At 69.2% G+C, this 20429-nt stretch carries 16 protein-coding genes; 5 read left to right on the top strand and 11 right to left on the bottom strand.

Going from position 1 to position 20429, the window contains the following annotated elements; translation table 11 throughout:
• Positions 1-3: 3 nt before the first annotated feature.
• The 5 genes from C8N44_RS16295 (at position 4) to C8N44_RS16280 (ending at position 3298) form a co-directional block, all read left to right on the top strand.
• Positions 4-972, top strand: coding sequence for an FAD:protein FMN transferase (locus C8N44_RS16295; RefSeq protein WP_107977844.1), 969 nt, complete (start codon positions 4-6; stop codon positions 970-972).
• Positions 969-1136, top strand: coding sequence for a hypothetical protein (locus C8N44_RS23435; protein WP_158274075.1), 168 nt, complete (start codon positions 969-971; stop codon positions 1134-1136). The genes C8N44_RS16295 and C8N44_RS23435 overlap by 4 nt, the downstream gene beginning before the upstream one ends.
• Entirely contained in the window at positions 1133-1525 is a 393-nt protein-coding gene (locus tag C8N44_RS16290) for a CBS domain-containing protein (RefSeq protein WP_107977843.1), read from the top strand. The genes C8N44_RS23435 and C8N44_RS16290 overlap by 4 nt, the downstream gene beginning before the upstream one ends.
• 140 nt (positions 1526-1665) lie before the next feature.
• Positions 1666-3093 carry an amidase gene (locus C8N44_RS16285; protein WP_158274074.1) on the top strand — a complete coding sequence of 476 codons (1428 nt, stop codon included), beginning with the start codon at positions 1666-1668 and terminating at the stop codon, positions 3091-3093.
• Between the two features lie 13 nt (positions 3094-3106).
• On the top strand, positions 3107-3298 hold the full coding sequence (locus C8N44_RS16280; RefSeq protein ID WP_107977841.1) for a hypothetical protein: 192 nt from the start codon (positions 3107-3109) through the stop codon (positions 3296-3298).
• 31 nt (positions 3299-3329) lie between these two features.
• On the opposite strand, the gene C8N44_RS16275 is transcribed toward C8N44_RS16280, so the two are convergent.
• The 11 genes from C8N44_RS16275 to C8N44_RS16225 all read right to left on the bottom strand — a co-directional run bounded on the left by C8N44_RS16275 (position 3330) and on the right by C8N44_RS16225 (position 20429).
• Positions 3330-4625, bottom strand: a complete 1296-nt coding sequence (locus C8N44_RS16275; RefSeq protein WP_107977840.1) for an amidase — start codon at positions 4623-4625, stop codon at positions 3330-3332.
• A 117-nt stretch (positions 4626-4742) separates the two neighbouring features.
• The gene (locus C8N44_RS16270; protein ID WP_107977839.1) at positions 4743-5648 is read right to left on the bottom strand and encodes a LysR substrate-binding domain-containing protein; all 906 of its coding nucleotides are present in this window, start codon (positions 5646-5648) and stop codon (positions 4743-4745) included.
• Between the two features lie 216 nt (positions 5649-5864).
• A complete protein-coding gene (locus C8N44_RS16265) occupies positions 5865-7199 on the bottom strand; it encodes a nitroreductase family protein (protein ID WP_107977838.1) in 1335 nt (444 codons plus the stop codon).
• On the bottom strand, positions 7196-8338 hold the full coding sequence (locus C8N44_RS16260) for an AbrB family transcriptional regulator (RefSeq protein ID WP_107977837.1): 1143 nt from the start codon (positions 8336-8338) through the stop codon (positions 7196-7198). The genes C8N44_RS16265 and C8N44_RS16260 overlap by 4 nt, the downstream gene beginning before the upstream one ends.
• Positions 8328-9224: a polysaccharide deacetylase family protein gene (locus C8N44_RS16255; protein ID WP_107977836.1), complete on the bottom strand. Its 897-nt coding sequence runs from the start codon at positions 9222-9224 to the stop codon at positions 8328-8330. Before C8N44_RS16255 ends, C8N44_RS16260 begins: the two co-directional genes overlap by 11 nt.
• A gap of 127 nt (positions 9225-9351) precedes the next feature.
• The gene (locus tag C8N44_RS16250) at positions 9352-10659 is read right to left on the bottom strand and encodes a TRAP transporter large permease (protein ID WP_107977835.1); all 1308 of its coding nucleotides are present in this window, start codon (positions 10657-10659) and stop codon (positions 9352-9354) included.
• Positions 10660-10704: 45 nt separating this feature from the next.
• Complete coding sequence (locus tag C8N44_RS16245; RefSeq protein ID WP_107977834.1) at positions 10705-11244, bottom strand: TRAP transporter small permease subunit; 540 nt, start codon at positions 11242-11244, stop codon at positions 10705-10707.
• 60 nt (positions 11245-11304) lie between these two features.
• The gene (dctP, locus tag C8N44_RS16240) at positions 11305-12330 is read right to left on the bottom strand and encodes a TRAP transporter substrate-binding protein DctP (RefSeq protein ID WP_107977833.1); all 1026 of its coding nucleotides are present in this window, start codon (positions 12328-12330) and stop codon (positions 11305-11307) included.
• Between the two features lie 64 nt (positions 12331-12394).
• Positions 12395-13492: a pyrimidine utilization protein A gene (gene rutA / locus C8N44_RS16235; protein ID WP_107977832.1), complete on the bottom strand. Its 1098-nt coding sequence runs from the start codon at positions 13490-13492 to the stop codon at positions 12395-12397.
• 221 nt (positions 13493-13713) lie between these two features.
• Entirely contained in the window at positions 13714-17037 is a 3324-nt protein-coding gene (locus C8N44_RS16230) for a phospholipase D-like domain-containing protein (protein ID WP_107977831.1), read from the bottom strand.
• A gap of 14 nt (positions 17038-17051) precedes the next feature.
• Positions 17052-20429 carry a hypothetical protein gene (locus C8N44_RS16225; protein ID WP_107977830.1) on the bottom strand — a complete coding sequence of 1126 codons (3378 nt, stop codon included), beginning with the start codon at positions 20427-20429 and terminating at the stop codon, positions 17052-17054.

The following is a 20429-nucleotide window of genomic DNA, read 5'->3' as shown; positions in this document are numbered from 1 at the left end:
GCCATGACTGCTGAAATGAGCCGTCTCGGACGACGCGGTTTCCTGGGCCTTGCCGGGGGCGCGATGCTGTGGCCGGTGATCGGGCGCGCCGCGCCGGTGGAGGGCATCGGCGGGCCGGCCTTCGGGACGCAGTGGCGGATGGCCGGGCCGGGCCTCGGCAGCGATCTGGGCGAGGCTGTCGCTACGCTTTTTGCCGGGATCGACGCGCAGATGTCGCCCTGGCGGAGTGACAGCATGCTGAGCGGGCTGAACCGGGCGGGCGTCGGTGCGCAGGAGGTGCCGGAGGAGACAGCGCTTGTCACTGCTGCGGCGCTGGCGCTGACGGGCGAAAGCGGCGGGGCCTTCGATCCCGGCGTGGGGCCGCTTGTGGCGCGCTGGGGCTTTGGCCCGATCGACGTGGGCGAGGTTTCGGATGCCTCGGCCTGGACTGTCGAGGGCACGCGCGTGGTCAAGCGCGACGCGGGCGCGACGCTGGATCTATGCGGCATCGCCAAGGGCTGGGCGCTGGACGAGGCGCGGGCGCTGGCGGCGCGGCAGGGGCATCGCGATGTGCTGATCGATCTCGGCGGCGAACTGGCGGCGCTGGGGATGCACCCCGAGGGGCGGCCCTGGAAGGTCGGCGTGGAGAACCCGCTGGGCGAGGGGCTGGCGGCGGTGCTGTCGCTTGCGCCCGGCCTGAGCGTCGCGACCTCGGGGCGGCGGGCGCAGAGCTACGTGCTGGGCGGGCGCAGCTATTCCCACATCATCGATCCGGCGACGGGCGAACCCGTGGCGGGGGCGCTGGCCTCGGTCTCGGTCCTGTCGGAACGCGCGATGACGGCGGACGGCTGGGCCACGGCGCTGTTCGCGGCAGGGGCCGAGCGCGGCGTGGCGCTGGCCGAGGCGCACGGGATCGACGCGCTGTTCCTGAGCGATGACGGCGGCGCGCTGCGGCAGCAGGTGACGGGCCGGATGGCGGAGGTGCTGGCATGATCGAGGTTATTTTCGCGGTCGGGGTCTTCGTGCTGGCGGCGGGCGGTCTGGCGCTTGGCCTCGCGCTGGGGCGCGGGCCGGCGCGGACAAGCTGCGGTGCCATGGCCTGCGGCAAGATGGAGCGCTGCGCGGGCTGTCCGCACCTGCGCGAGGAGGCGTCATGAGCCGGCATCTGGTGTCGGACATCATGCGCACCGATATCGTGACGCTGACGCCCGCGACGCCGATCCGGCGGGCGGTGGCGCTGCTGGTCGAGGGCGAGGCCGCGGCGGCACCGGTCCTGAAGGAAGACGGCGGGCTGGCGGGCTTGCTCACGCAGAAGGACTGCTTCCGCCCGGCGCTGCACGCGGGGTATTATCAGGATTGGACCGGCAACGTGGCCGATCACATGACGGCGGAGGTCGTCACGGTCGAGGCGGGCGAAGACGTGATGCACGCCGCCGAGATGTTCCTCGACCTGCCGCACCGGGCCTTTCCGGTGCTGAAGGACAAGCGCATGGTGGGGCTGCTCGACCGTGCGGACGTGCTGGCGCACATGGTGCGCGAGGGCTGAGGCCGCGGGCCCGGGTGGCGGGACCTGAGTTTTCGTCAGCCCAGGTGTCAGGATTTCTGGTTTGCGGGGCCGGGGCCTTCGGCGGGATGATCGGCCGAAGGGTGCGGTGCTTCGTGCCCCGGGCACGAAGGGATCAGCCGATGAACAGGATGGAGCGGGGGCCGGGGCTCGGGCTTTCGGGGCTGAGCGTGACCGAGGCGGGTGCTCGGCTGCGGCGGGGCGAGGTCTCCCCGGTGGATCTGGTGGACGCCTGCCTTTCGCGGATCGCCGCGACGCAGGATGAGCTGAATCTCTATATCACCGTCCTGGACGAGACCGCGCGCACGAAGGCGGTGCAGGCCGAGATGGAGATCCGGCGGGGACGTCTACGTGGGCCTCTGCACGGCATCCCCTTCGCGGTGAAGGATAATTACCACGTGAAGGGTGTTCTCACGACCGCCGGATCGCGGCTGATGCTGGATCACATGGCAGAGGAGACCGCGACGATCATCGCGCGGCTCGAGGCGGCGGGGGCGATCCTGCTGGGCAAGCTGAACACCTGGGAATACGGCACCGGAAACGGCGAGGTGCATCATGACCTGCCGTTCCCAGTCGCGCGCAACCCGTGGAACCCCGATCGGTTCACCGGCGGATCCTCGACCGGAGCGGGTGCGGCGGTGGCGGCGGGAGCCGCCATGTTCGCGCTCGGGTCGGACACCGGTGGATCGGTGCGCCTGCCGGCGGCGGCCTGTGGCGTGCAGGGCATGAAGGCAACCTTCGGGCGGATCAGCCGGAAGGGGATGCTGCCCAACTGCTGGAGCTCGGACGTGCCCGGCCCGCTGACGTGGACGGCTGAGGACAACGCCCTGGTGCTGTCGATGATCTGCGGCGTCGATCCCCTGGACGAGAGCACCCGGGACGTGCCGGTGCCGGACTTCGCCGCCGGACTGCGGGCCGGCCGTGTCGAGGGGATGCGCATCGGAGTGGTGCGCGATTTCGGCGAAGGCGCGCCGGCCTTCCAGCCCGCGCTGGCGGAGAATTGCGAGCGTATGGCCAAGGTGCTGGAAGGGCTGGGCGCCGTGGTCGAGGAGGCCCGCCTGCCGGCGCCGCTGCCCGCCTACCGGAACACGCTGAGCGTCATCAACTGGTCGGAATCCTATTCGATCCACGAGAAGGATTTCCTAGAGCGCCACCACGAGATGGGCTTCGCCCTGCGCGACAAGATGATGTCGGGGTCGATGGTGCGGGCGGCGGACTACCTTGCGGCGCAGCGCTACAGGCGCGAGCTGTCGGCGGCGACGGACGCCATGATGCAGAGCTACGACGCGGTGCTGATGCCCACGACCTCGATGGTGGCGCCCGCGTTCGGGGACAACGACGTGGTGCGCGCGTACACCTACGCCGCGACGACGAGCATCCAGAACGTGACCGGGCACCCGGCCTTCGCGGTGGCGAGCGGCTTCGACGACGACGGCATGCCGACCTCGGTGCAGATCACGACGAAGTACTTCGACGAGTTGACGGCGCTGGTGGTGGCGCATGCCTGGGAACGGGCTGCGGACCCGCGCGAGGCGCGGCCCGCGGCATGAGAGGAAGTCTTCGATGAGCGAATTCGACTGGACGGACGCCGAGATCGCCGCATGGTGCCGACGCATCGGGCTGCCCGCGCCGGACGCCGAGACGGCCGAGCGGCTGCGGGTGCAGGCGGGGAAGGTGTCGGCCGCGGGCCGCACGGTGCCGCGGGTTTCGGAAAAGGATCTCGAGCCGGCGACGGCACTGCGCGTTCCGGGGTAAGGTGTCTGGGGGCCTTCGGCCCCCGGACCGGTCAGGCGGCGAGCGCACCCTTGGCGCCGAGCGCGTCCGAGACGAGCGCCGCGGCGGAGATCGCCTTGCGGTCGTCGAACTTGCGGCAGATGACCGAGACGCCCACCGGCAGGCCCGACGGGCCGGAATTGCCGGGCACGGAAACCACCGGCACGTGCATCAGGGTCCACATGCAATTGAAGACCGACGAACCGGTGTGGTCGAGTCCTTTGGGCGCCTCGTCGACGGAGCTTGGCGCGATGACGAAATCGTATTCCTGGGCGATCTCGTCATAGAGCCACCGGCAGCGATCCGCGGTGCGGTAGCAGTGGCGCACCCATTCGAGGCTGTCGCCGCGGGCGTTCTCCACGATCTCGCGGAACTCGGGGTGGGTCGCGGGATAGGCGCGCACCTCGTTGAGGAAGGCGGCGCGGCCTTCGCGGGCAAGGATCGTGCGGTGAACGGGATGGATGTCGTCGAAGTCGGGCGGCAGGTCGAGATCCACGACCTCGGCCCCCGAGGCGCGGAGGGCGGCTGCGGTAGTTTCCATGGCGGTCTGCGTGCCGGGGCCGGCCTCGTTCCAGACGGGGGTACGGCAAATGCCGACCTTGAGGCCGGTGAGGTTGCTGAAGAGCGGGCCGGTGTGTTCGAGGTCGAAAACATCGGCGAGCAGGTCGAAATCCTTCAGGTCCCGGGCATAGAGGCCGAGCGTGTCGAGGGAGGCGCCGTACATCTTGAGCCCCTCGCGGGAGATGACGCTCCAGCTCGGCTTCCAGCCGAAGATCCCGCAGAAGGAGGCCGGACGGATGACCGAGCCGCCGGTCTGGGTGCCGAGCGCAAGGGGCACCATGCCAGCGGCCACGGCGGCCGCGGAGCCCGAGGAAGAGCCGCCGGGCGTGTGTTCGGGGCTGTGCGGGTTCGAGGTGGGCTTGCCGCGGTTGCCGGCGGCAAATTCCGTGGTGACGGTCTTGGCGGCGATCAGCGCCCCGGCGGCGCGCAGCGTGTCGATGCAGGCGGCGTCCATGGCGGGGCGGAAGCCCGCATAGCGCGGCGAGTGGTATTCGGTCGGCAGGTCCTTCGTCATGATGACGTCCTTGACCCCGATCGGCACCCCGGCAAGCGGCAGGGATGTATCGCCCGCGTCGAGCACCCGGGCCGCGGTGAGGACCGCTTCGGGTTCGAAATGCGAGAGCGCCCTGACGGTGGGTTCGCGTTCGGCGACGCGGGCGATCATGGCCTCGGCGATGCCGGTGCAGGTCGTCGTGTCCGACTGCAGCGCCGCGACCAGCCCGTGCGCGGGGGTTTCCGCATAGTTCATTCCGACACCTCCTGTCCGTCGTTCGAAGGCAGTGTCGCAGATTTCCGCGCGGTGCCGGCACGACGAGTTTTCAGGTGGTGGCAAAGCGGAATTGTCGCCGTCCGCGGTGTGCGTAAGTCACGCCGCCTGTGCGATGAGCCAGTCCTTGAATTCGGCCGCGACGGTCCCCTGCGACTGCCACGAGGAAACGAGGTAGTATGGCATCTTCTGGGGGTAGGCCTCGGCAATCGGGACGAGTTCGCCACGGGCGAGCGCGTCGCGGATCAGGAGCGTGCGGCCGAGGATGGCGCCGATCGACGCCTTGGCGGCCTCGATCGCGGCGGAGGTCTGGTTGAAGCGCAGGCCGTGGTTCACGTTGGTGCGGTTGACGCCGAATTCCTGGAGGTACCGCTGCCATTCGGGGCGGGAGGGGCGCGCGAGCTTGACCTGCCGGTCGACGTGGATGAGCGGGACCTGCATCAGCACGTCCTCGGGGCGGGTGCCGTGGGTGTCGTGGATGCGCTCCAGCAGCTTGGGCGAACAGACGGGCACGAGGTCCTCGCTGAAGAGCGGCTCGATGCGGCGGTCGAGCGTCGGCTGCCAGGTGCTGATCCAGAAGTCGGTCTCGTTGCTCTCGATCTCCTCGCGCGTCAGGTAGGTGCGCACGCTCATGTCGATGTCGGGGTGATCGGTGAGGAAGCTGTCCATCCGGGGCAGCAGCCAGGTGGTCCCAAGCGAGACCGAGGTGCCGAGGGTGACGGTCTCGCGGGCCTCGGGTTCGTCGGTGAGGGTGCGGATGGCCTCGCTGATGAGATCGAGCCCGCCGCTGAGCTTGGCGAGCACGTTGGAGGCGGCGGGGGTCATCTCGATGGCGCTGTTGTGGCGCACGAAGAGCTTGACCTGCAGGAAATCCTCGAGCGTGCGGACCTGGTGGCTGACCGCCGTGGGGGTCACGTGAAGTTCCTCGGCGGCTTGCGCGATGCTGCCGCGGCGGGCAGCGGCCTCGAAGGCTCGGATGGCATTCAGCGGAACACGGGGTCGCATGGGAAACCTCTGACACTGACCGACGAAAAAACTCCTCCCCGTGCCATGGTATGACGTTTGCCGTCGCGCCCGCGCCGAATGTGGCCGGAGCGGGGTCACGGAGGATCACGGCGCGCGGAATTGCCCAAATGTGCGTCGCTGATGTCTGTTTCACGGACCGGGCGATGTGTCAGGCGGCTGTCTCGTGACGCCCGTCCAGCCTCGGGGCCCCGCGACTCAGGGCTTTTGTAGGAGCAGCGCGTGGATGCGGCCGCGGCGAAGCTCCCGACCTTCGAGTTTCTCGGTGTCGTGGGTCGCTTCGCGCCCGAAACCGGCCTCGGCCACGATGTCGAAATGCTGGCCGGCCATGGCGGTGACCGCGTCGGGATCAAGCGGACGGAAAGGGCCTTGGTTGGAGACCTGGTGGGGCTTCTCCTCGCGTTCCCAGTAGGGGCCGTAGGGCGAGGCCGCGTTGCGGTAGGCCAGGAGGAGGTGGCCGCCAGGGCGGAGCACGCGGGCGATGGAGGCGAGCAGGGCCGCGGGGTCCGGAGCATGTTCAAGGGCAAGCGGCAAGGTGACGAGATCGGCCGAGGCGTCGGGCCGGGGCAGGTCCGGGCCGCGCATCCGCAGCGACTGCAGGGTGCGCCCGGTGCAGGCGGGCTCTGCGGCGAGGCGCTGGCGCATGAAGGTCAGGTTTCCGTCGTGCAGGTCTGCAAGGGTGAGGCGCGCCCCCTTCGGCAGGCGGGTCAGCAGCCGGGCTGCCTCGGTGCCGCCCCAGCCCATGACGTCGATCACCTCGGCCCCGGCAGGCAGGTCCGGCATCAGGTCCAGCACGCCCTCCATCACGGTGCCCTGCCGGGCCGAGACGTAGACCCCGGCGATGGGCGATTTCGCCCAGACGGCGTAGCCGCGCAGGTCGCCGATCTGGTCCCAGGTCCAGCGGGTGGGGTCCCATTCTGCGTAGGGCGTGAGCTGGGATTCCGCGTCGCCGTAGGGATAGGCGTCCGAAGGCGCCTGCGGCCAGTCGGCGGCCTCGGGGCGTTCGAAGCGCTCGAACGAGAGCACGTCATCGAGCGGTCGGCGGGGCGGCTTGGTGAGCCGCGTTCCCGGTGCCGTGTAGCCGAGCGCGATGGCGCCCTGGACGGTGTAGCCTGCGGGGAGGTCCAGAAGCTCGCGGACCTCGTCTGAGGGGCCGATGCCCGCGTTGTAGATGGAGGAAATCCCGCGCAGGTGCGCCGAGAGGATCATGTGGTAGCCGGCGGCGGCGACCGACTGGACGATGGAAAAGTGCCGGTGCGACCAGCCGTTCAGGAAGCACAGGTAGATCAGCGCGCCGCAGGTCCCGAAGTGCAGGTTGCCGCCCGAGATCCGCTGCGCGCGGGCGAGTTTGTCGCGGTCGGTGACGACGATGAAGTGCCAGCTCTGGTGATTGCAGGAAGAAGGCGCCTCGATAGCATCGCGCATGACGGCGCGGATCGTGTCCCTGGAGAGGGGCGTGCCGTCGAACTCGCGGCAGGAGGTGCGTGTGGCGAGCCGGTCGAGGACGCCGCGGGCTTCGAGGTCGAGGATCATACGCGTTCTCCGAGTTTCCGGCGCAGGTGTCGATAGGCGAGGAAGATCGGGTCCGTCAGGAGAAGCACCACGAGAATCCGCACGAGATGAAACGCCACGACCTCGGCGGTGTCGAGGTGGAGATCGGTTGCGGTAAGGGTCATTTCTGTCAGCCCGCCCGGTGAGAGGCCGAGCACCAGGGTCTCGACCGGGACGCCGCTTGCGAGCGACAGCAGCAGCGCGCAGAGGCTGGTCATGGCCAGCAGGGCCACGGTGCCGAGCACATTCAGCGGCAGGAAGGCCCGGAGCGCGGTGACGGAGTCGCGGGTGAAGCGGGTGCCGAGGACAAGGCCGATCATGATCTGGGCGAGGATCATCATGCTGCCCGGCACCTTCGAACCCTGGAGGCCGAGGTAGGCGATCACACCGGCGACGGCGAGGCCCCCGAGCAACCAGCTGTTCTTGATGTTGGCGCGGCTCATGAGCCACGCGGCGGCAAGGCCGAGGATCAGCATCACCGCCAGGATCGGCGGGTCGAAGGGATAGTTGGCGCCTTCCCAGTCGAGTTCGCCCCGCCAGCCGAGAAAGGTCGCGGCCGCCGGCAGGATCAGGACGACGATGAGGATGCGCAGGGACTGTGCCATGGCGACAAGCTCGGGCTTGCCGCCGTAGGCCTCGGCCATGACGGACATTTCGGCGACGCCGCCGGGCATGGAGGAAAAGAAGGTCGTGGTCCTGTCGATGCCGGTGATCCGCGAGAGCGCGAGCGAGATCAGCAGCCCGGAGGCAACGGCCGCGAAGGCGGCCAGCACCATGTATTCCGCGAGCGAACCGAGCCGGGCAATGACCGGCGCGGTGAGCCCGAGCCCGATGCTGAGGCCCACGACGGACTGGCCGAGCTTGCGGAACCAGACCGGCGCGACGATGGGCGTGCGGACCATGTTCCAGGCCGCCGAGGCGATAAGCGCGCCGAGCAGCCAGGCCAGCGGGATGCCTGCAAGCGACGCGGCGAAGCCACCGATGCCGCCGATGGCAAGCACGCGGGCGAGTCCGCCAAGCCCCTGGACGTGCCGGCGCATGCGGCGGTGGCGGGCGAGCCGTTCGAGATCCGCCTCGCTGCGGCGGCCCTTCGCCTCGGTGAGCCGTGGATCAATCGTCATCGCCGGGAACCGTGCCCTTGGGCAGCGCGCAGATGTGCTTGTAGATCTCGCCGGGTCGGGTCAGCCAGATTTTGTCGCGATGGCTGATGATATGCTGGAAGGCGCGGCGCAGCTCGGGGATGCGGTAGGGGCGGCCCATGAGGAACGTGTGGAGCGAGACCGGCATGACGAGGGGCTGCTTTTCGGACTGCTTCAGCATCTCGTCGAAGCTCCAGACGATGAGGTCCGCGAAGGTCGCGGGCGAATGGCCGAAGTAGACCACCGACCGGCCGTCGTTGAGCTCCACCGGGTAGGGCATGAGGAGGATCTTTCCGTTGCGCGTCTTTGCCCAGATCGGCTGGTCGTCCATGGTCCAGTCCATGGAATAGCCGTAGCCGGCCTCCTGCAGCATATCGAGGGTCTCGCCCGAGTTGGAGAGCCAGGGCGCCATCCACCCGAGCGGCGGCGTGCGCTCGTTCTCGGTGATCTTCGAGGTGGTCAGATCGATGAGGGCCTTCTCCTCCGCGATGGTCAGCTCGGCCTGGGCGTCGGAATTGGTGAGGCCGTGGCCGAGGAATTCGTCGCCGCGGGCCCGGGCGCGGGCGACGATCTCGGGGGCGTGGTCATAGACGGCGACGTTGAGCTGATGTTCCAGCGGCAGGTCCAGTTCGTCGGCGAGGTCCATGAGACGGAAGTAGCCGACACGGTTGCCGTATTCGCGGAAGGAAAAGAAGGAATGGCCCTGCGACTGGTCCGCCGAGGCCATGGCGAGCCCCTTGCCCTTTCCGTAGCGGAAGACCTCGATGTTCATCGCGACGTAGACGGCGAGGCGCTTGCCCTCCGGCCAGCTGTAGTCGGGGCGGGAGTCGATGGAACTGTAGGCGAAACGTCCGTGGTCCTCGAGCATGCGGGCCTCCTGAAGTGCGAGTGAATACTGTGGTATACCGTCGAGTGTGACCTGCCGCGCCGGTGGGCGCGACTGCGATTTTCTTTTTGCGGGCTGAGGTTTTCGGGGCCGGTGGCGACCTGCGGGATCAGTCCATGAGGTCGGGCACGAAGGTCACGATCTCGGGGAAGATGATGAGCAGCGCGAGGATCAGCACCTCCATCAGCAGGAAGGGCGTGACGCCGGCGAAGACGTCCTCGAGCGCGAGCGGGACGGGGGACGAGGCCCGCACGATGTAGACGTTGAGGCCCACCGGCGGCGTGCAGAGCGAGATCTCGGCCATCTTGACGGCGATGATGCCGAGCCAGATGGGGTCGTAGCCCACACTGGTCATGATCGGGTAGATGATCGGAAGCGTCATCACCATGATCGCGATCGGTTCGATGAACATGCCCAGCACCAGAAAGAGCAGGATGAAGCCGAGCAGGTAGGCGAGGCGCGGCAGCTCGAGCGCGAGGGACCAGTCGACGATGTCCGTGATCAGGCCGGTGTAGGTCACGAAGCGCGCGAAGAGCATGCCGCCGATGACGATGATGAAGATCGTCGTGGTGCTGATCGAGGCCTCCTTGATGATCTCCATCAGCGACTTGAGGTTGAGGCGGCCCTTGGCGATGACGATGAGCATGGCGCCGAAGGCGCCGAACGCGCCTGCCGAGGTGGCGGTGAAGAAACCGCCGTAGATGCCGCCGATCACCAGCACGAAGAGGATCGTGATCCCCCAGACGCCACGCAGCGAGCGCACGCGTTCGCCCAGCGGCGGCATGGCCACCGGCGTGGGTGCGAGGTCGGGGTTGCGCAGGGCGCGGACGTAGATCGACGCGGCGAAGACGCAGGCGGTGAGGATGCCCGGAACGAGGCCCGCGATCATGACCTTGGCCACCGACTGTTCGGTGATCACGGCGTAGATCACCATGAGCACCGAGGGCGGGATCAGGGCAGCGAGCGTGCCGGAGGCCGCGATGCAGCCCGCGGCGAGGCGGGGCGAATACCCCAGTGCCGTCATCTCGGGCATGGACATGCGGGTGAAGACGGCGGCGTTGACGATGGTGGAGCCCGAGGCCGCGCCGAACATGGCAGATGCGAAGTTTGTGGCGATGGCGAGGCCCCCGTGAAGATGGCCCAGCCACTTGTACGCCGCGCGGTAGAGGTCGGTGGTCAGGTTCGCCTGCGTCGCGAAGGAGCCCATGAAGATGAAGAGCGGGATCACCGCCAGCGTGAAGCTGTTGGTGGTGCTGAAGGGAATCGTGGCGAGCTGGGCGAAGGCGGAGCTGGCCCCGCTGGTCAGCCAGATGCCGATCATCCCGGCAAGGCCGAGGGCCACGCCGATGTAGACCCCGCCGATGAGCATGAGCATCAGGACTGCGACGACGAGCAGGCCGGCGGTGGATGCGTCCATGAATTGGGTCCTCCGGTGGAGCGGTTTCTGGGCGTAGCCTCGGGGTCAGGAGGCCTGCAGGTCGGGGTCGAGTTCGACCTCCTCGGGGCGCGCGCCGGAGCCTCGGGCAAGACGCGAGATGTCCTCGACGATGTCGACCACGAGCTGCACGATCATCAGGAGGGTGCCGCCCAGAAGAGCCATGCGCGCGGGATAGAGCGGCAGGCGGATCAGGCCGCTGGTGCTCTCGTTGATGGCGAGCGAGTAATCGAGTTCCAGCCAACCCTGCCAGGCGAGCAGACCGAAAAAGACGACCGAGAGCAGCGAGCTGGCGAGGTCCATGGCCGACTGCACGCGGGGCGGCATCTTGAGGTAGACGAATTCGACCCGGATGTGCTTGCGCCGGATCTGCGCGAAGGTGAGACCGCCGAAGACGATCAGGACCATGGTGCTTTCGGTGATCTCGAGCGCGCCGGGAACCGGGTGGCCGAAGTGGATCCCGACGACATCCGCGACGCCGAGAAAGACCGAAACGAGCAGCCCGATCCCGCCGATCAGGACCATGAACCAGCCCAGGAAGGTGACGATGCGCTTGAGAAGGGTCATGGGTGGCTCCTGCTCCTGACCGGGGGGCGGGGGACCGGGCCTCCCGGTCCGCTCCGGGGCTTACTGGGTCGGGGTGGCGGAAGTCATTTCCTCGAAGAAGGCGACGGTCGCGGCAGCGCCTTCGCCCTCGCCGCGGCCGTCCATCTCTTCCTGCCAGGCGGCGAGAAGGTCGGGGGCCTCTTCCTTCCAGGCGGCGAGTTCCGCCGGATCGAATTCCACGACGGGGCTGTCGTTCTCCTCCATGGTGGCAATCGCGCCCTCGGCGTTATCCTCCATCCAGTCGATGTAGGCCGCGTTGGCGCGCTCGGCCTCTTCCTCGAAGATCGTGCGGTACTCCTCGGGCATGCTTTCCCACACATCCTTGTTGATGAGGATCAGGTGCCCGGCGATGGCCATGATGGGCCCGCAGTTCACGGCGCCGACCTCGTAGAGGTTGTAGGCCTCAATGTTGCCGGCGTTCAGGAAGGAGATGTCGAGCGTGCCGCGCTGGAGGGCCTCGTAGAGGTCAGTGGCGTTCACGGTGACGGGGGTCGCGCCGACGGTGTCGAGGATCTTCGGCAGGTCGGAGCCGAAGGTGCGGACCTTCTTGCCCTCAAGGTCGCCCATCGTGCTGCATTCACCCTCGGCGGCGGTGAAGTAGTATTCGCCGAGCGGCTGCTGGAAGAGGAAGTGGGCGTTCAGGTTCTCGAGCTCCTCGCGGAACTGGGGTACCTCCTCGACGGCGGCGCGGAAGCTTTCGATGGCCTGGCGGCCGCTGTCGAAGACGAAGGGAATCTGCGCCGTCTTCCAGTAGAGTAGCTGGTCGGGATAGTAGCCGGGCGGGATCGCGGTCATGTCGACGGCGCCGCGACCGACGAGGCGCAGCAGTTCGGTCGGGCCGCCGAGCGCGCCGGCGTAGGAGATCGAGATCGCGACATCGCCGTCGGTGCGTTCCTCGATCCGCTGGGCGAATTCCGCCTCGACATCGAGGAAGGGGCCGTTGGCGAGGTAGTGGCCCCAGCGCAGGTCGAATTCCTGCGCCCCGGCGGGCAGGGCGGTGGTGGCGGTCAGGGCCAGGGTGCCGATCACGGCTTTCCAGTCTAGCATGGTTGTCTCCTTGTTGGGGTGGACCCGTCCCCCGGTCGGACGCCGGGGCTTCGGGCACGTGTCTTCAGGCCGCCTTGGCGGGGTTCACGATGTGCCGACGCGAGCGCATGGCCGGCTGGATGTACTGGCCGAACTGCTCGATCCCGGTGATGAAGTCGTCGAAGGCAAGCATGATGCCCTTGAGCCCGGGCGTGTCGGCGAGCTCGTCCAGCATCTCGGCCACGTGTTCGTAGCTTCCGACAAGACGCGCGAGGTTGGTGGGCTTGGGGTTCGTGATCGTGGTGGTCAGCGCCTTGGCGGTGCTGTCCTTGCTGGCCTTCTTGTCATGGCCGGCCTGATCGGCCTGCCATTGCAGCGCCTCGAGATCGGTGCCGGACTTGTAGTGTTCCCATTTCTGCCAGGCGAGTTCGTCCGTGCGGTCCGCGATGATGAGCACGAGCAGCAGCGCGCCGGTTTCGCGGCCGTGTTCGGCCGAGGCCTTCTGCACGCGGGCCAGCGTGTCCTTGGCGACGGTGACCTGGTTGGTGTCGCCCCGGGCGGCCACGAAGGAATAGTCGCCGTACTTTGCCACGAATTCTATGCCCTTGTCGGACTGACCGGCGCCGATGATCGGGATGTGGCCGGCGGGCCTGGGCGACAGCACGCAGTCGTTCATGGTGAAGAAGTCGCCCTTGAAGTCGGACTGACCGGTTTCCCAGAGCTCGGTCATTACCTGCGCGTATTCCGAGGCGTAGTCGTAGCGCCGTGCGAAATGTTCCTCGCCGAGCTCGATGCCCATCTGTTCGTATTCCTTGGGCTGCCAGCCGGTGACGATGTTCACGCCGAAGCGGCCCGGCGCGATGGAATCGATGGTGGCGGTCATGCGCGCGACCACGGCGGGCGGGATGGTCAGCATGCCCACCGAGCCGAAGAGCTGGATCTTGCTGGTCTGGGCGGCGATGCCCGCCATAAGGGTGAGGCTTTCGAGGTTGTGGACCCAGTATTCGGAGGGACCCGCGAAGCCACGCAACTTGATCATGGAGAGCGCGAAGTCGAAGCCGTAGTGTTCGGCGCGCTGGGTGACCGTCCGGTTGAGATCGAAGGTGGGGTAGGTCTCGGGCGAGGTGGTGGAAATCAGCCAGCCGCGGCTGCCGATGGGCAGGAAAACTCCAATCTTCGTCATCACGGCGCTCCTCTGGTGTCACTCGTTCGAGCACCACCGAAGCGGAAGACAGCGTGGATCGCGTCATGAGGAATTTCGCGGCGCGGGCGAAGAAAAAGTTCTGCGTCAGTTGCTAAGGGACTGAAACTAATGGTTTCAGAGCGTCCTGAGCGCGCACTGAAGTGCGAGCCGGTTCATGCCGCGTCCGGATGCCTGGGCAAATTATGGGCGCCCGTGCCAGGTCAGCGCGTGCCGTTCTGGACGTCCGTGGCGAGATCGCCACCGAGCGTGGCGAGGAAGGCCACCCAGTCGGTCCCGCTCGAGGCGCTGGGATTCCAGACCTCGCGGTCGGGCCCGGGCGTGGTGTCGGGGCCGGGCGTGTAGGTGGCGGGGGCGCTGCGGCCGAAGCCGCCGCCGCTGGCCTGCACCTTGAGCGCGGCGACCAGATCCGGGCCGCTGAGCGGGACAAGACCGGGGGCGACGCCCAGCATGGCGCCGGCGAGCGTGCGTCGCGCCTCGATCACTGCGCGGGGACGTCCGAAGGCAAGCCGTTCGTCGAAGACCGCGCCGGTGAGGGCGGCGTCGAAGACCAGACCGCGCCGTCCCGCATGCGCGGCGCCGGTGAACATCACCGCATCATCGACAAAGAGCGTGGTCGCGGACATGTGGAAGTCGCGGCCGGGGCCCCCGGTGGGCGTGATCCATGCGACGCGATCCTCGGCGGTGGCCTTGAGGGTTTCCAGCGCGCCCTGGATGGCGAACCTCCGGACCTCGTCCACGCGGGCGTTGCGGTCGGGCAGGTGCCGGGCGGGCAGGATCAGCACGACGTGCAGGGCGGGATTGGCCGTGAGCCTGTCGGTGAGGGCCTCGAGGAAGCGGATATCTCCGTCGGGATCGGCCCAGACCTCGCCATCAAGCGCGGGGGTCTGAAGCCAGACCAGATCCTCGGCGCGTTCCACGGCCGCGAAGGCCGCGCGGGCGAAGCCCTGCACGCCCTTGCGGTTCTTGTGGAGCAGTCGGTCGAAGGCGGCAGAGGCGATGTCGTCGTCGAAGGTCGCGCTGTCGATGAGCCCGTCCACGGTGAGCCCGCCGGGCAGACCGGAGAGCGCGTTGTCGATCCGCTGCTTGATACCGGGGTTGGCCGGATCGGCATTGTCCCAGAGCGCGCCGGGTTCGACCGTGTCGGGGATCAGCGAGATCAGGAGGTTGCCATGCGTACCCTTGGCAGCGGTTTCGAGGATGGCGGTCCAGGGGCCTGCGTCGGTGGGCACCGTGGCGGAGGTGAAGGGACGGCCCATGAGGGTCACGAACTCGGCAATGTCGGCGACGCGCCGTTCGCGCATGAGCAGGCGCAGCAGGTCGCCAGCAGGGCCGCCGATGCCAAGCCCCTCGCCGTGGATTTCGGGTGCTGCGTTGACGCCGGGATGGGCGAGGGCCGCCGGGGGCGCCTCGTGCCAGATGCGCCGGCCCGCGACGCCGCCGATCACGCCCCGGTTGCCGGTGGTGTCGTAGGCGGCGAAGTCGAGGATCTCCTGCGCTGTGGCGCCGGTGTGGAAGCCCGCCTCGTGCACCCGTTCGGGCCCGCCGGGGGCTTGCGCGGGGGCGAGGTCGCCCGCCGTAGTCTGGGTGAAGGCCGGGTCGTTGGTGATGATCCGGTCGGCGGTGTCGGCACGGTTGGGCAGGCTGGGGCCGAGGTCGCTGGCGCGCAGGCTGGTAATGTCGACGGCGGTGAAATTACCGGCGGAGATGTCGCCCTCGACCGCGATTAGGCTCTGGCCCGGGGCGATGGCGCCGGTGCCCGGGGCGGGCTGCGTCGCCGTTTCGGCGCAGTAGAGCGTGAGGGCGCCAAGGCTTGCCACGTCGGCGGGCGTGGCATCGACGACGGCGGGCCTGTCGGCGCGACGGTCGGTCAAGAGCCGGCTGCCCTCGGCGGTGGTGACCATGAGGTCATAGCTGAAGGTGGCGCCCGCCTCGCCATCGCGCAGCGGCAGCAGCAGGAGCGCGCTGCCTGCGGCGTCGGCCAGCGCCGCGCCCCCGGTCATGCGGAACCGGCGGCCGTCGGCGGTGTCGCGGCCGTGCGGCCAGGCCCGCAGCCAGGCGCCGGGCGGCAGGGTGGGGTCGAAGCGCAGGACCACGGTTTGGTCCGAAACGGCAGCGCCCGCCTGCTGGCCCGAGCCCCGGAGGCTGTGGGCCGTCGCCGCCGGATCATCGAACTCTGCGGCGAAGGGATCGCCGGGCGAGAGCGTCGCGGGTGTCTGGGGGCCGTAGTCACGGTCGAGCTCGGGGGCGATGAAATCCACCGTGGCGCTGGTGTCGGCGAAACGGGCCATGACCTCGGTCGCGACGGCGTCGGCGGTGGGCAGGAAAAGCGGATCGGCGGTGTTGCGCGCGGCGCTGACGCGGCGGCGGGGATCGGCCTGCGCCGAGTTCGCCACGCGGCTGAGGCCGGTCAGGTGGCGTTCCACGTCGGTGATCGCGATGCGCTGGAAGTCGCGGCCCAGTGCGTCCGGGTCCCCCCAGCCCGCAAAGGGCGTGGCCGCGGCGGGGGCGGCGTAGGGGCCGGCGGGCAGGGGCGCGACAAGCGGGATGGGCACGGTGTCTGTATTGGCATCGCCCGGTGCCGACAGCGCGATGGCGGCGCCGGCGGCGGCGACGTGGAGCGTGTCGGAGGTGCCGACGGGCGTGAGGCCCGTGAGGTTTCCTGCGAGCCGGTCTGTGACGGCGGTCTCGAGCGGGCCCTGGTGGGCGTTGACGAGCAGCACGGTGTGCTGGGCCATGGTGCCCGCGGTGCGCTGTCGCGCGGCGTCGTCCGTGGCCCAAAGGTTGTCCCAGTCGGTCCCGGCAAGCCGGGTCCACATGGCGGCGACGGCGCCCGGGTCGTAGGCGCGGCCGCCGCGCGTGAAGGCCCAGAGCTTTGCGTTGATCGGCGAGACGCTGTCATTCTCGATCAGGCGGCGGGCGTCGGTTTCGGGACGGCGCAGGATCGTGGCGGGTTTGTCGGCGTTCGAGAGCGTCGCCGTGCCCGAGAGACCCACAAAGGCAGCACGCTCCGCCGCGTCGAGACCGGCAGCGACGCTGCGCAGGTCGGATGCGTTACGGGCGGGCAGGATGTTCTGAAGGTCGGGTGCGCTGCCGATGACACCCGGCGGGATCTCGAGCGCGAAATCGGTGATGACAGGCCGGGTGCGCTGGTCGCCGCTGGCGGCGTCGGTGCTGTCGGGGCGCGGCAGGGCCTGGCTGAGCGCGCCAAGCCGCTCGGCCACCTGCGGCAACAGCGTGAAGAGCAGGACAAGCGCGCCCTCGGCAAAGGCGGGACTGCCGTCGGCGGCACGGAGCCGGACGAGGGCAGGCGGCCGGGTTGCGGTGGCCAACAGATAGGAAAGCGTGCCCGCGGCGGGCGCGTTCCAGATCGCGCCGACCGGAAGTTGCCGGGTGACGGAAAGGTCCGGGTTCGGCGGTGGCAGGTCGGCGAGGTCGGTCGCGTCTGCGGAGGAGGTCTCGAACCATGGCCCGAGCGCGGGAGAGAAGAGGCCGAGGCTGGAGGGCGCGGGATTGAGGGTGGGCATGGCGGGTCCTCCGGTTACACGATGTGCTCGACGGCGGGGCTTTCACGCCCGACGGGATCGATCAGCCGGACGCGGTAACGCGTGCCGACGGGCAGGACCTCGGCCGGATCGCTTTGCACGGCGAACGTGCTGCCCGCGGGGGCCGGGTCTTCGCTGACGAGTTCGAGCCCGTCCTGCGGTTCGGCGCGTTCCACGCGCACCCGCCATGGGCCGGGCGTTCCCGGGGTGAGATCGAGCGGATAGGTGAAGTCGATCCGGATGTTGCGGCGCCCGCCGGGGGCGGCATCGCTCGATCCCGAGAGGAGCGTCGGCGGGACGGGACCTGCCGGGGGGATGAGGGTGAGGGTGGCCGGGGCGCTTGGCGCGCTCCAGAGGCCCGGAACGGCGCCCGAGGCGGAAGAGACCGAGCCGGGCTCGGGCGCGCCCTGCACTTCGCCGATCCAGGCGTATTTGATGAAGGCCATGAGCCGGGCGGTGGTGGCCACCTGCGCGGCGCCGATATCGCGGAAGGTGGCCGTCTGCAGACCGGTCGCCGGATCGACCGGGCCCATGGGCACGGTGGCGACAACGGGGTTGCGGATCGGATCGACGACGCCCGAGCGGGTGCGGCGGATGCGGACCATGGCGCCTTCGGCCAGTCCGGTGCGAAGGGTGACGGTCACCTCGGCCACGAGGTCGGGCTCGTGCGGCTCCGGGTCGACAAGGCGGACGGTGACCGAGGGGCGCGCAGGCGGGTCGCTGTTGGGCACGCCGTAGAAGATGGTGTCGAGCGTCGTCAGGTCCGGGCCTGCGGCGTTGGCGCCGGATTCCACGGCGACCTTGTAGGCGCTGAGCACCCGCAGCGTGCCCGGCAATCCGTGACGGAAACGCAGGTTGGGCGTCGTCTCGACCGCGCCTTCGAGCCTTTCGAAGAGCGTGGCGGGAAAGCGGGCCTGTGCGGCGCGCAGCGCCGTGGCGCGGGCGGCGGGATCGGGCTCGGCCTCGAGCGTGGCAAGGAGCGTGGCATCGGCCGCCGAGCCCGAGCGGCGCAGGTGGTCACGCAAACGGTTTTCGTCGGCGTAGTAGACTGCGTAGCGCTGCGACGGACTGCCCGGGATGTCGCGTTCGACCCAGGCCGTTCCGGTGGCATCGGGCCTGGCCGCGTAATCGAGCACGTCTGGGATCGGGATTTGCGCGGGCGGATAGGGATCGGTCATGGTGAGCCGGACGGGATCGGAGGGGACCGAGGTCTGACCGGCGGTGTCGACCCAGACCACGGTCATTCGCAGCGGACGGGATTGCGTGGGGGGGATCGGGGGACCGTCGAAGGTGATCCGGAGGCCGAACTGGTCCTCGCCATCCGGTATCGGCAAATGGTCCGGGGGTGGCAATGACTCATTGATGCCATGGTTCGGGTGGATCGAGATCGCGTCGCCGACCGGCAGGCTGCGGGTGGGGCCAAAGGCGAGCCCGTCGACAAGCACCGTGAGTTCGGCCCGCTCGAGCGGGAACGCGCCGGGCGCAAGCGATGCGTCCTCGGGGAGTGGAACGGTTGCAGTGATGCGGCCGGAATGGGAACCCGAGCTGATTTCGGGCTGGCGGTAGCTGCCGATAAGGACGGGCTTTGGCGGCCCGGGGCGCGGTCCCGCGGCGCCGTTGGCGCTGGCCCAGTCGGAGTAGCGGCCGAAGCGGTCCATGTTGGCGGCGTGCAGGCGAAAGGCCTCGGGTCCGGCGTTGTTGTCGGTGAGCAGGGTCTGCGGCGCCGGACTGGTCGTCGGGGCCGAGGGGTCGGTGCCCGGCGGGCTGGGCAGGATCAGCGTGCGCCATGCGCCCGCGCCGGTGTCGCGCGTGCGGTTGAGGCTGCGCCAGCTGCTGCCGCCCGGCGGCTGTCGCATCTGGACGGCGAGGGCGCCCGCGGGCGGAACGCCGTTCAGCCCGGCCTCGATCGCGCGACGCGGCGCGCTGCGCGGGGCAGGCAGCCAGTCGCGGTGGCGCGGCGTGTCGATCTGCGGTGGCTCGAGCGGATCGAGCGGGGCGAAGTGATCGGCCACGGCCATGGCGCCCATGTCGTAGCCCGTGAAGGGCGCAAGTTGAGAGCCTGCCTGCATACCGTTCTGGCCCAGCCAGTTGCCCGCCAGTTTCAGGAAATGGTCGAAGAGATCGACGTGAGACGACAGGCCGTGGGTGTTGCGCGCGGCATTGACCAGCAGGCGGAAGAAGAAGCCGCCCTCGGCGAGCACGTCATCGGTCGGGTCGCGGAAGTAGCCCGTGACACGGTAAAAGCTGAGCCGCCGCGCGGTGCTGTCGGGCAGGCTCGTGTCGAGGGTCTTGTAGCCCATCCAGCTTCCGGTGCCCGGATCGGCCTGACCCTGCAGGACAAGGCTGAGAGTGGGAATCGTGGCCTCGGCCACGTCGTCGTGCAGCACGCTGCCACCGGTCTGGTGTTCCAGATTGTGGCGGGTAACGTGCTGGTGCTGCGGCGTGGGGCCGGTGATCAGCACGCCCAGCGGATCTTTCAGCGGGGCGAAAAGCGTGTCGACGCGGGCGTGTTCCTCGGCGGATGAATGGCCCGGGGCGCTGAACCGGGGAAGCGCCGTGGCGAGATCCTGCATCGGGCGGCGCTGGGGGGTCTGATCCTCGACCCGGCGGCGGCAGAGGTCGTCCCAGCCGCTGAGGCTGACATAGCGGCGGCCGCCTTCGTGGGGCAGGTTCAGGATGTCGACCACGCGCCAGTCGATCTTCTGGCGGCGGTCCCCGTCAAGCCAGCGAATGCCGACGATGGCGCCGTTGCCGCGGATGACGAAGCGCACGAGCCCGGTGCCGGCAAAGGCGAAGGGCAGGTCGGATCGGGTGCCGAGCGGACTGCTGCCGCCGGTGGCGGAGCGCACGAAGGCCTCGACCTGCATTGCGGTGGTCCGGGGACGGGCCCGCAGCACGTCGGTGATGTCGGTGTCCAGTATGCGGCCGAGATCCGGCCGGGGCCTGCCGCCGAGACCGGGCAGAGACGGGCGGGGGCGTTCGAAGATCGGCCTGTCGGGAAAGGGGAAGGGAATCGGCACCGGGCGCGAGGGTTCGGGCGGGGAGCCCGGGTCGGCGATGATCTCGGCCCAGAGTGCCGTGGCGCCACCGTCAGTCGGCAGGGTGACGGTGACCTCGTCGCCCTCCTTCATCGAGAAGGGTGGCTCGAGCCGCTTGCCGGAACTGTCGCGCCAGACGGCGTCGGTGCGGAAGGCGAGGCGCTCGAACTGACCCGGACCGATGTCGGCCCGCTCGAGCACGAAGGGCATGGTGGGCAGACCGAGCCTGGGATGATGGGCGACGCGGATGTGCGGGCCTGGGCGCGCATGGCTGTCGCCGGGGCCGATGGCCAGCGCCTGGAGATTGAAGAGGCCGGGGTTCGCGATCTCGGTCAT

This window comes from Allosediminivita pacifica (assembly GCF_003054175.1).
Classification (GTDB): domain Bacteria; phylum Pseudomonadota; class Alphaproteobacteria; order Rhodobacterales; family Rhodobacteraceae; genus Allosediminivita; species Allosediminivita pacifica.
This window is presented reverse-complemented; position numbering and strand designations above follow the sequence as displayed.

What these genes read in the sequence shown, in the direction of transcription:
- C8N44_RS16295 (WP_107977844.1), top strand. Translation starts at nt 4, where the DNA reads ATGACTGCTGAAATGAGCCGTCTCGGACGACGCGGTTTCCTGGGCCTT.
- C8N44_RS23435 (WP_158274075.1), top strand. Translation starts at nt 969, where the DNA reads ATGATCGAGGTTATTTTCGCGGTCGGGGTCTTCGTGCTGGCGGCGGGC.
- C8N44_RS16290 (WP_107977843.1), top strand. Translation starts at nt 1,133, where the DNA reads ATGAGCCGGCATCTGGTGTCGGACATCATGCGCACCGATATCGTGACG.
- C8N44_RS16285 (WP_158274074.1), top strand. Translation starts at nt 1,666, where the DNA reads ATGAACAGGATGGAGCGGGGGCCGGGGCTCGGGCTTTCGGGGCTGAGC.
- C8N44_RS16280 (WP_107977841.1), top strand. Translation starts at nt 3,107, where the DNA reads ATGAGCGAATTCGACTGGACGGACGCCGAGATCGCCGCATGGTGCCGA.
- C8N44_RS16275 (WP_107977840.1), bottom strand. Translation starts at nt 4,625, where the DNA reads ATGAACTATGCGGAAACCCCCGCGCACGGGCTGGTCGCGGCGCTGCAG.
- C8N44_RS16270 (WP_107977839.1), bottom strand. Translation starts at nt 5,648, where the DNA reads ATGCGACCCCGTGTTCCGCTGAATGCCATCCGAGCCTTCGAGGCCGCT.
- C8N44_RS16265 (WP_107977838.1), bottom strand. Translation starts at nt 7,199, where the DNA reads ATGATCCTCGACCTCGAAGCCCGCGGCGTCCTCGACCGGCTCGCCACA.
- C8N44_RS16260 (WP_107977837.1), bottom strand. Translation starts at nt 8,338, where the DNA reads ATGACGATTGATCCACGGCTCACCGAGGCGAAGGGCCGCCGCAGCGAG.
- C8N44_RS16255 (WP_107977836.1), bottom strand. Translation starts at nt 9,224, where the DNA reads ATGCTCGAGGACCACGGACGTTTCGCCTACAGTTCCATCGACTCCCGC.
- C8N44_RS16250 (WP_107977835.1), bottom strand. Translation starts at nt 10,659, where the DNA reads ATGGACGCATCCACCGCCGGCCTGCTCGTCGTCGCAGTCCTGATGCTC.
- C8N44_RS16245 (WP_107977834.1), bottom strand. Translation starts at nt 11,244, where the DNA reads ATGACCCTTCTCAAGCGCATCGTCACCTTCCTGGGCTGGTTCATGGTC.
- dctP (WP_107977833.1), bottom strand. Translation starts at nt 12,330, where the DNA reads ATGCTAGACTGGAAAGCCGTGATCGGCACCCTGGCCCTGACCGCCACC.
- rutA (WP_107977832.1), bottom strand. Translation starts at nt 13,492, where the DNA reads ATGACGAAGATTGGAGTTTTCCTGCCCATCGGCAGCCGCGGCTGGCTG.
- C8N44_RS16230 (WP_107977831.1), bottom strand. Translation starts at nt 17,037, where the DNA reads ATGCCCACCCTCAATCCCGCGCCCTCCAGCCTCGGCCTCTTCTCTCCC.
- C8N44_RS16225 (WP_107977830.1), bottom strand. Translation starts at nt 20,429, where the DNA reads ATGACCGAGATCGCGAACCCCGGCCTCTTCAATCTCCAGGCGCTGGCC.